The sequence below is a fragment of the Candidatus Dormiibacterota bacterium genome (assembly GCA_035544955.1).
Taxonomy (GTDB): Bacteria; Chloroflexota; Dormibacteria; order CF-121; family CF-121; genus CF-13.
Window position 1 is genome coordinate 49,751 of record DASZZN010000049.1, and the last position, 9,607, is coordinate 59,357.

The 9,607-nt window shown below is 64.3% G+C and carries 12 protein-coding genes; 6 read left to right on the plus strand and 6 right to left on the minus strand.

Features of this window, described 5'->3' with window-relative positions; genetic code table 11:
* Nucleotides 1-78 precede the first annotated feature (78 nt).
* The 4 genes from VHK65_17595 to VHK65_17610 are packed head-to-tail and all read left to right on the plus strand — an operon-like array spanning nt 79 to nt 4,204.
* Nucleotides 79-1,593, plus strand: coding sequence for an ATP-binding protein (locus VHK65_17595; GenBank protein ID HVS07964.1), 1,515 nt, complete (start codon nt 79-81; stop codon nt 1,591-1,593).
* Nucleotides 1,590-2,030 (plus strand): response regulator, encoded by a 441-nt coding sequence (locus tag VHK65_17600; protein HVS07965.1) that lies wholly within the window; start codon nt 1,590-1,592, stop codon nt 2,028-2,030. Before VHK65_17595 ends, VHK65_17600 begins: the two co-directional genes overlap by 4 nt.
* Before the next feature lie 6 nt (nt 2,031-2,036).
* Nucleotides 2,037-2,933 carry a diguanylate cyclase response regulator gene (locus tag VHK65_17605; protein HVS07966.1) on the plus strand — a complete coding sequence of 299 codons (897 nt, stop codon included), beginning with the start codon at nt 2,037-2,039 and terminating at the stop codon, nt 2,931-2,933.
* On the plus strand, nt 2,930-4,204 hold the full coding sequence (locus tag VHK65_17610) for an ABC transporter substrate-binding protein (GenBank protein ID HVS07967.1): 1,275 nt from the start codon (nt 2,930-2,932) through the stop codon (nt 4,202-4,204). The genes VHK65_17605 and VHK65_17610 overlap by 4 nt, the downstream gene beginning before the upstream one ends.
* 14 nt (nt 4,205-4,218) lie before the next feature.
* On the opposite strand, the gene VHK65_17615 is transcribed toward VHK65_17610, so the two are convergent.
* Nucleotides 4,219-4,677, minus strand: a complete 459-nt coding sequence (locus VHK65_17615; protein ID HVS07968.1) for a DoxX family protein — start codon at nt 4,675-4,677, stop codon at nt 4,219-4,221.
* Nucleotides 4,678-4,763: 86 nt separating this feature from the next.
* Here VHK65_17615 and VHK65_17620 point away from each other — a divergent pair, with 86 nt between their 5' ends.
* Nucleotides 4,764-5,759 carry a proline racemase family protein gene (locus tag VHK65_17620; GenBank protein HVS07969.1) on the plus strand — a complete coding sequence of 332 codons (996 nt, stop codon included), beginning with the start codon at nt 4,764-4,766 and terminating at the stop codon, nt 5,757-5,759.
* Here VHK65_17620 and VHK65_17625 read toward each other — a convergent pair.
* The gene (locus VHK65_17625) at nt 5,756-6,352 is read right to left on the minus strand and encodes a MarC family protein (protein HVS07970.1); all 597 of its coding nucleotides are present in this window, start codon (nt 6,350-6,352) and stop codon (nt 5,756-5,758) included. The two genes, VHK65_17620 and VHK65_17625, sit on opposite strands and share 4 nt — an antisense overlap.
* Nucleotides 6,353-6,392: 40 nt before the next feature.
* On the opposite strand from VHK65_17625, the gene VHK65_17630 reads away from it, so the two are divergent.
* Nucleotides 6,393-6,770: a DUF2255 family protein gene (locus VHK65_17630; GenBank protein HVS07971.1), complete on the plus strand. Its 378-nt coding sequence runs from the start codon at nt 6,393-6,395 to the stop codon at nt 6,768-6,770.
* A 14-nt stretch (nt 6,771-6,784) separates the two neighbouring features.
* Here VHK65_17630 and VHK65_17635 read toward each other — a convergent pair whose 3' ends face one another.
* The 4 genes from VHK65_17635 to VHK65_17650 form a co-directional block, all read right to left on the minus strand.
* Nucleotides 6,785-7,708, minus strand: a complete 924-nt coding sequence (locus tag VHK65_17635; protein ID HVS07972.1) for a DUF5996 family protein — start codon at nt 7,706-7,708, stop codon at nt 6,785-6,787.
* Between the two features lie 83 nt (nt 7,709-7,791).
* On the minus strand, nt 7,792-8,034 hold the full coding sequence (locus VHK65_17640; GenBank protein ID HVS07973.1) for a hypothetical protein: 243 nt from the start codon (nt 8,032-8,034) through the stop codon (nt 7,792-7,794).
* 124 nt (nt 8,035-8,158) lie between these two features.
* Nucleotides 8,159-8,827: a response regulator transcription factor gene (locus VHK65_17645; protein ID HVS07974.1), complete on the minus strand. Its 669-nt coding sequence runs from the start codon at nt 8,825-8,827 to the stop codon at nt 8,159-8,161.
* 2 nt (nt 8,828-8,829) lie between these two features.
* The gene (locus VHK65_17650) at nt 8,830-9,552 is read right to left on the minus strand and encodes a YceI family protein (GenBank protein HVS07975.1); all 723 of its coding nucleotides are present in this window, start codon (nt 9,550-9,552) and stop codon (nt 8,830-8,832) included.
* Nucleotides 9,553-9,607: the final 55 nt, after the last annotated feature.

Genomic DNA, 9,607 nt, shown 5'->3' on the forward strand with positions numbered 1-9,607 from the left:
GCGTTTGCTGGTTTTCGGGTCCTGACTGCCATTTTGCATTCTCTACGCTTGGGCGGCGTCGTACCTGAGGCTCGTGCTGTGAAACCGAGACTCCGTGCGCCAGGCGTCCCACTCTTTGTTCGTATCGCCGCCGGTTACGGGCTGATTCTGCTCGTGATGCTCGCCATCGCCGCGCTGACTCTCGTCCGCTTGCGCGACACCGCGGCGGTCACGGATCGCCTGAGCCGGGAGGATGTCCCCGAGTTGCAACTCATCGACGATCTCAGGGTGCAGATCCTCAACGAGCAAATCGCCCTGACTCGCTTCGAGGGGTCGGTGGACACCGTGCCGCGCGGCAGGGAAGATCTGCTTCAACCCTACTTCCGAGCCCATGACCAAATCTTTGGCGACCTGGCCGCACTGGCTCAGTTCGAAAAAGACCCCGGTATTGCAGCGCTGATTCCGACCATCACCCGGCTCCGCACGCAGATTCAATCCGTAGAAGCGGAATCAAGCCGGGAGATCGCCACGCTTCGGTCAGGACTGCCTCTTGGCGCCGAAGGTGACGCGGAGATTGTCCTGGTCGACTCGGCGCGATCGACGGCGGCCAGCATTGCTGACGACATCGGTTTGGACATTCGGATATCAGCGGTTGACGCCCAGAAATCCGCGTCCGATTCGACGCGGCTCGTCATCATGGCCTCGTTGATCGGTATCGGCGCCGCATTGGCGGTGGCCATCGCAGTGACGCTCGGCATCTCCGCGCCCTTGCGACGGCTGCGCGCCTCCGCCGATCGGATTGCGGCTGGTGAGATGGTCGAGCCGGGGCTCACGCATCGGCGCGATGAAATCGGCAGCCTCTCACGCGCGATGACGACGATGGTACGGTCGCTCAACCAACAGGCTTCTGAGCTGAAACGCTCCAACGCCGATCTCGAGCAATTCGCCTATGTCGCGTCGCACGACTTGCAGGAGCCGCTGCGGATGGTGAGCGGGTTCACGGGCCTCCTCAAGCGCCGCTACGGCGGCAAGCTGGACGCCGATGCGGACGAGTACATCGAATTTGCGGTGAGCGGCGCCAACCGGATGCAATCGCTGATCAATGATCTGCTTTCCTACTCCCGGGTCGGCCGCGAGGAGGTTGCAGCCAAAGCGGTCGACACGCAGGTCGCCCTCGATCAAGCGCTGGCCAATCTCCAGACAGCGATCGATGACCGCTCTGCCATGGTGTCATGCGGTCAGCTGCCAACGGTCTGGGCGAACCACGGCATGCTGGTTCGCCTGTTCCAGAACTTGATCAGCAACGCCCTGAAGTTCTGTAAAGCCGAGCGGCCGATCGTTCGTATCCAGGCAGAAGCGCGTGGCGGGGATTGGGTCTTTTCGGTGGCGGACAACGGGATCGGCATCGATCCGCAATACAAGGACCGCATCTTCTTGATCTTTCAGCGACTGCACAAACAGAGTGAGTATCCAGGCACCGGAATCGGCCTGGCGGTATGTAAGCGGATCGTAGAGCGGAACGGGGGTCGCATCTGGTTGGAGTCCGAACCGGGCAAGGGCACGACCTTCTTCTTCACGTTGCCCGCCACAGGAGGTCAGCAAATTGCAGCATGAGTGACATTCACGAACTCGTCCAGATTCTGCTCGTCGAGGACAACCCTGGTGACGTGCGGCTGACGCGTGAGGCGCTCAAGGAGGCGAAGTTCCGTAACAAGGTCGAGGTGGTGGGTGACGGGGTCGAGGCGCTCGCGTACCTCCGTCGTCAGGGCCAGTACAGCGGCGCGATGCGGCCGCACCTGATCATGCTGGACCTGAATTTGCCGCGGATGGACGGTCGGGAGGTGCTGGCCGCCATCAAGAAGGATGAGGATCTCCGGCGCATTCCTGTGGTGGTGCTGAGCTCGTCCGAGGCCGAAAGCGATATCGCGCGCGCCTATGAGCTACATGCCAATGCCTACGTGACGAAACCGGTCGACATCGACCATTTCCTGCAGGTGGTCAAGGCTATTGAGGAGTTCTGGGTGGAAATCGTCAAGCTGCCCTCGGAGTGAGCTGACGTGGTAGTCGAGCGAACCCGTGTCCTTCTGGTCGAAGACAACCCGGGTGACGCTCGCCTGGTACGCGAAGCATTGAACGAGGCGCTCCCCGGCCAGTTCATGGTCCAGGTGGCTGAATCGTTGAAACAAGCGCTGGAGACGCTGCGCACCGCAGCCGACGAGGTGGATGTCGTCTTGCTGGATCTCTCCCTGCCCGACAGCCAGGGCCTCGAAACGTACCGCGCTGTCCATGCCCTGTCTCCAGCCTGCCCGATCCTGGTGCTATCGGGACTAAACGACGAATCGATCGCGCTCAAGGCCGTCAATGAGGGAGCCCAGGATTTCCTCCGCAAAGCGCGGGTGGATGGTGAGGTGCTACCCCGCGCCATTCGTTACGCGATCGAACGGCACCGAATGCTGGAGCAAGTCCGTCAACTGGCCATCGCCGACGAGCTCACCGGGCTCCCGAACCGCCGAGGCTTCATGTTGCTCGCCGAGTACCAGCGCAGCCTGGCAGAGCGAAAGGGAACGTCGCTTTGCTTGATCTTCCTCGATATTGACCGCTTTAAGCGCATCAACGATCAGTTTGGCCACGAGGAGGGTGACAAGGCGCTCAGGGAGCTGGCCGGGCTTTTGCTACGGACCTTCCGGCGATCTGACGTGGTCGCGCGTCTGGGCGGTGACGAGTTCATCGTCCTGATGGCCGACACCAACAGCGACGGTTTGCGGACCGTCCTTGACCGCGTAGAAAAAAACATCAAGGCGTTCAACCAGGAGGCACAATTTTCATGGCAGCTCTCGATCAGCGTGGGGGTGGCCAGGTCAGACCCGGCGCATCCCGTGACACTCGAGGCGTTGATGGCGTCGGCCGACCAGGCGATGTACCGGGAAAAAGAGGCGTCGAGGTTGGCATCATGAGGCGGCTGGCCGTCCTGATGATCGTGATGGCGCTGGCGGCCAGCGCCTGCGGCGGCAGCGGCGCGGCCACGCCGCGGACGATGACCGGAACGCTTACGATTGCCGCCTTCAACCCCTTTTCTGGTCCCGATGCGAGCTTCGGCCCGGAGGAGTTCGCTGGCTGCTATCCGGCGATCCAGCTCATTAATCGGGCCGGCGGCGTTCTGGGTCATCCGCTGGAATGCCTGAATGTCGACACGCACGGCGACCCGGTCGCAGGCGAGCTCGCGCTGCGGAACCTGCTCGCCTCGACCCCGAACCTCGTGGCCATCCTCGGCCCCAGCTCTGATGAATCCGTGCCCACCGTCCCATTGATCGATGCCGCGCACATTCCGATGTTCCTCGACGCGGGGCAGCGACTCTACGACCGGACCAGCTATCAATACCTCTGGCGACTCACGGCCTCCGACGATGGGGCTGGTTATGCACTGGCGATCTGGGCTTACAAGCAGGGTTATCGGCGCGGTGCCACACTCTTTGGAAACGACACCGACCAGACGACCGTGCCGACCTTGTTGAAAGGGTTCCGGCAACTCGGCGGCACCATCGTGATCAACGAGCCGTTGGTGGAAGGCAAAACGTCGTATGCCGGCGAGGTCGCCGCCGTGATCCAGGCCCGCCCCGACGTGATTTTCACGGAGATCGACCCACCGAGTGCAGCCGCCTTTCTTTCGGAGTTCGTCAAGCGGCAGCCGGCGATCCCGATCGTTGGCACGCAGGCCACCGCCCAACCGGATTGGCTCCAGGCGGTGTCCCGCTCGATCGGCGCCCATACGCTGGCGAGCACCTACGCCGGTGTTCAGCCGTACGCGGCGCCGCAGGGCCGGCCGTGGGAGATCTTCAACGACGCCTTACTGGCCGCGGGCCCGGCAGTGCCGAACCCGGGACAGTGGAGCAGCGATCCATACGCGATCGCGAATTATGACGCGGTGACAATCGCCGCCCTCGCCATGGTCGAGGCGGGAACGACCGATCCGCGCTTTTACAACCGCTTCATCAAAACCGTGACGGATGCCGGGGCGAACGCGGTGGTCGTGCACTCGTTCGACGAGGGGATCACGGCCCTGGCCGGTAAGCACCCCATCCAGTACGTCGGGCCGTCAGGACCGATTGTGTTCGATCCATGGCACAACGTCGCCGGTGGATTCTCGGTCGTGAGTTACGACCCCAGCGGTGAGACCAAGCTGATCGGTGTCGTCGATGCCGCGGCTCTCGGCAAGCTGAGCGGTTAGTCCTTAGGCGGACGTTACTTCAACGACGTGAGATGGTCGACCGACAGGCGGCCCGGGCCGGTGAGGCAGAGGCTGAACGCCACGGTGCCGAGTAGCAATGGAAACTCGTAGCCGCCCTGTCCGTAGAAGCCGTTTTTCCAGTGCGCCTTGTAGGTGGCGACGCCCATGTTGAACGCGACCGCCAGCGCAACGGTCCGGGTGAAAAGGCCAGTGGCCAGCGCGATGCCGCCGGCAAGCTCGGTCAGACCGGAGGCGGTGGCGGCGACCTTCGGATTCGGGACACCCATCTTTTCGAGGGCCACCGCAAACCCGGGCCCGCTGCGCTCGACGGCGGCCGGGTAGTTGGGTCCCATCGCCTTGACCAGCACTGGGTGCGCCCGCTTTCCTGGGCCGCCGAACAGCTTCGGATAGCCGTGTGCCGCGAGGGTGACGCCCGCGACGATCCGGAGCAGCAGCAGGCCAAGGTCTTGCATCAGTGGCGCCCTGATGTGAGGGTAGCCCAGACTCAGGACGGCATGCTGGGCCGCAATCAAAAGTCGGGCTATGTCAGCATGAGCCGATGAGCGATTCGGCCGGCCGCCGCCTGATGGTGAGCACCGTCGACTACCACACCGCCGGCGAACCCTTTCGCATCGTCAGCGGTGGTGTCCCGTCGCTGCGCGGACGCACTATCCTCGAGAAGCGGCGCTATGCTCTCGACCACCTCGATGAGATCCGCCAGCTTCTCGTCTTCGAGCCACGCGGTCACGCGGACATGTACGGCGGTTTTGTCACAGAGCCAGAAGACGAGGGCGCTCAGCTTGGGGTGGTCTTCTTCCATAACGCGGGGTACAGCACGGCCTGCGGCCACGGCACGATCGCGCTGGTGACCTGGGCGATCGACGCGGCCATGGTCCCCGCCGTTGGTCCATCGGTCGACGTCGTGGTGGACGTGCCCTCCGGTCGCCTGAAAACGGTTGCCACCATGCACGATGGACGCGTTCGCTCGGTGCGATTCCAAAACGTCCCGAGCTTTGTGCTGTTCGACGCAGTGACCGTGTCCACTGGCGGGCGAATGATCGAGGTTGCGGTCGCCTACGGCGGCGCATTTTACGCCATCGTTCCGGCGGACTGCTTCGAGTTGCCCATCGAGGCGGCGTTCGTCCCGCGCTTCATCGACCTCGGCCGCCAGATCAAGGCCGCCATCGAGGCCGAAAGGGACATCGTCCATCCACTCGAACCGCAGCTCGCCGGGATTTATGGTGTGATGTTCACAGCAAAAAACCGAAACGTAACCGTGTTCGCGAACGGCGAGGTCGATCGCTCCCCATGTGGCAGCGGGACCTCGGCACGGCTCGCCCTTCTCGATCGGCGCGGCGAGCTGGCCCGCGGGGCGACGTTGATGCACGAGAGCGTGATCGGCGGCCGCTTCGCGTCACGAGTGGTGGGGGAAACGCGGGTCGCCGATTACCCGGCGCTGATCACCGAGGTCGAGGGGAGCGCGCACCTGACCGGCTATCACCAGTTCGTGCTCGAGGCGGACGACCCGATCGGCCTTGGGTTCCTGATCCGTTAGCGCACCGCGATGATGATCCGCACCGCATCGACGATGAACTGCACGGCGATCGCCGCGAGGAGCAAGCCCAGCACCCGGGTCAGGAGCTGAATCAGCGCGGGATGCACTAGGCGTGCGATCCGGGCCGCGAGCATGAGGCCGACGGCCACCACCACGACCGTGGCGAGGATGCCGAGGATCACGCCTAGCCTTCCGGGCCCGTCCTCGTACCGCCTCGTCAGAACCATCACCGCGGCGATCGCTCCCGGGCCGGCGAGCAGCGGCGTCGCCAGCGGGACCAGCGCGATGTTCGCGGTTTCCGGTTGCTCCATCTCGTCGCCGCGCAACATCTGCAGGGCGACGAGCAGTAAGAGCAGGCCGCCCGCAATCGTGAGGCTCTCCACCGAGACGTGCAGGTAATCGAGGATGAGCCGGCCGAAGAGCGCGAAGACCACCACCACGCCGCCGGCGGCCCCCGCGGCGACGAGCGCGGCGCGCCGGCGCGCGTTCGGGGTGTGCCCCGCCGTCAGGCTGATGAAAATCGGGGCGCTGCCCAACGGATCCATGATGACGACAAGCGTGATGAACGCCTCGGCGAACGCCTGCCAATTCATGCCGACAGCCTAACGTCCCGCGGGATTAGCATGAGAACGAATGGCGAAAACGTCAGAAGACCTTATCTGGAAACTGACGGAAAGCGACGAGGTCCAGATCGACACCCGGCGCGATGCCAAATCGCCGCTTCATCGCACCACCATCTGGATCGTGCCGACGGAATACGGGGTCTACGTACGCTCCTACAAAGGCAAAAAGGGTCACTGGTACCAGGAGGCCCTCGCCAACCCGTCGGTCACAGTCCGAGTCGGGCGGCGGAGGGTGACCGCGCGCACTGAGCTGGAGAACAACCCGCTCGTCATCCGCGCCGTGAGTGCCGGATTCCGTAAGAAGTACGGTGAGCGCTGGCCGGATGAAACCAAGGACATGCTCAAGCGCTCGATTCTCCCGACGACGCTGCGACTGACACCGGTCTAAGCGCCGGTCAGCAGTTACCGCGAGTCGTAGGAGACCAGTAGAGCGGGATCCCAGCGCTGGCGGGTTGCCCCCGCCACGAAGGTGGACTCGGCAAAATCGAGGATCGCCTGGCGCGGATCGGGGCTGCGGCGAACGGCGTCATAGGAAAGGATGAACTCGCCAAACGCCGGCCTCCAGCCTGCCTCCGCCGGACGCAGCGCCGCATTCTCGATGCCGTCGGGTTTCGGGTAGGCGTAGGCGAAAAAGGCGGGCTCCCGCAGCGTCGCATTGCCCGGCCAGAACCCAACGCAGCACTGTTCGGCATCGCCACCCACGCGCCGGATGATGCCCCAGTCTTTGGAAGGCTGAACGGGCCGGCCGGAATAGCGTGCTACCGCAAGATCGAACGTGCCCCACCAGAAGGAAACCGCGCTGGTCCGTCCTAAAAACCGGCCCCGGTGCTCTTTGAGGACCAGGTCGATGCGCGCCAGCAGCCGCCCGAAGCGGTGGGCCCACTCCGGGTCGTACGTCGCGTGAACCGTGTCCTCGGGAAACGGGATCGGATTGTCAACTTCGGATGGCATGATGGTGATCGCGGGGTCGATGCCCAGGGTGTGGAGGCGCCCGATCAGCTCCTGATAGAAGTCGGCGACCGGCCGTGCGTCCAGCGCGACCCGCTCGAGGCGACCATCGTTGGTGGCAACGATCACGTCATGATTGATGAGGTCAACATCGATCGCGAAGCCGGTCCGGCCGCTCCACATGGGTGACGTCGTCAGCCCGCGTGCGGTGAGATAGAGGGGCACGTTGGCCCACTGCGGCCCGCGTTGCGTCATGGCGAGACGGACCTTGCCGATGATCTGCAGCTTCATATGCAGCGTGTCCATGGTCGGCCGCCAAACGTCGTAGGGCAGCTCAGGCCATTCGGCAAGCTGACGGACCGCGCCGGTGCTGATCACCCATCCATCCTAGCCAGTGCGCACAAAAAGAGTCCCGGCCAAATCGGCCGGGACTCGGGGAAGGGGAGGGAGCGCCTGGTCAGTTAGGCGGCGCGCGAACGAACGATGGCCGGGGCAAGTTCGACCCGCGGCTCGCCTGCGCCGCGGAGCGCGCCCACGATTCCGCCGTAGACCGTCCCGGCATAGATGCCGCAGACCAGGAATACGACCGGCTCGAGCCCGACCAGGATGGCGCCCATCGCGCCGAACACCGCCCCGCCCAAGCCGCCGCCCAATGCCGCGCCGCCGATTGCCCCTCGAAACATCCGCTGGACCTCACCGTTCATCGCTGACCTCCAAGAATGGAATGGCGTCCTGATGAACTGATGATGCGCCCGCCTACCTTTCGAAATCGTGACGCGCAGAGCCCCCACCCTGCATTCCCCCGCCGGCGGGGGAGGGAGATCTCGGCTAGGCCTCTTCGAGCCGAAATCCAGTGCCGCGCACCGTCAGGATGCGCACTCCGGAGTGGACGAGCTTGGCGCGAAGCCGGCTCATCTTGACGTCGATCACGTTTGATCCGAGCGGCTCGGTCTCGTCCCGCCAGGCGTGCTCGGCAATGGCTTTCCGGTCGACCACCGAGGGAAAGCGCCGCAGCAGCAGCTCGAGGATGTGGAACTCGGCGGTCGTGAGATTCAGCAGCTTGCCATTCATCGTGACGTGCCGACGGGCCGGGTCCAGCGACAAGGTGCCGCGGTTCATCACCGGCGCACCCACGCCGCGCGGACGTCGCTGTAGCGCGCGCACTCGCGCGACCAGTTCGCCAAAGTCGAATGGCTTGACCAGGTAGTCATCGGCGCCGGCATCCAGGCCCTGGATGCGGTCCGGTGGTGCATCGCGAGCCGTCAGCATCAGGATCGCAGTCGGGCGATCGTTGCGCCGGGCCCACGACGCCACCTCGACGCCGGGCACGCCCGGCATCCGCCAGTCGAGGATGGCCACGTCGTACTCGTAGAACTTCAGCTGCTCGATGGCATCATCGCCCCGGTCGACCGAGTCGACCAGGTAGCCGGCATCCTCGAGACCTTGGACGAGGACCTCGCGCAGGCCGTGATCATCCTCCGCGACCAGGATACGCACCGCTAGGCTCCCTGCCGGCTCAGCATCAGTTGGAACTCCATCGTCGCATTGCTCTGCACGGTGACGAAGCCGCCGATACTGGGCGGGGTCATCCCGAACTGACTGAAGGGGAATGTGATTGAACCGACCAGCTCGATCGTTGATCCGCTCATCCGGGCGTCGATCGGGATGGTGACGTTTTTCGTCACACCGTGGATCGTCAGGTCCCCGATCGCCGACACGTGGATCGTCTGCCCGCTGGCGGCATCAGCCGGCAACGTGATCGGCGACGTCAGCTTAAAGGTGGCGGTCGGATAGCGGTCGCTTTCGAGCCCCTGCGAGTGGATCCGCTGATCCCGTCTGGACTGGTCGCTCGTGAGTTTGGTGACGTCCACGCTAAAGCTGGCGGCCGTCACGCCGTAGCCGGTCGTCGATTGCGTCAGGCTGAACGTGCCCGTGATCGCCGAGGTGCGCCCGACGGCATCGCTCGGTGCGGCGAACGAGGCGAGCTGCTCGCGGACCCGATAGCCGGCAACGGAGCCCGAGCCCACGGTCCAGGTTCCAGCCCCGGGCGTAGCCGTGGCGCTGGCGGTGGAGCCCGAGGCCGACGGTGTAGGCGAACTGAGCGCGAGCTTCTGTGGCGACGATCCCGCGAAGACGACGAAATAGAGGATGCCGACACCCGCGGCGCCGAGGATCAAGGCACCGACGATAATGGCGGCGATCAGCGTTCGGCGATTGTTCATTTAAGGAAATGCTGAGCGAGGTGACCTTTCAGTTCGATGACAGACTAAGCCGTCA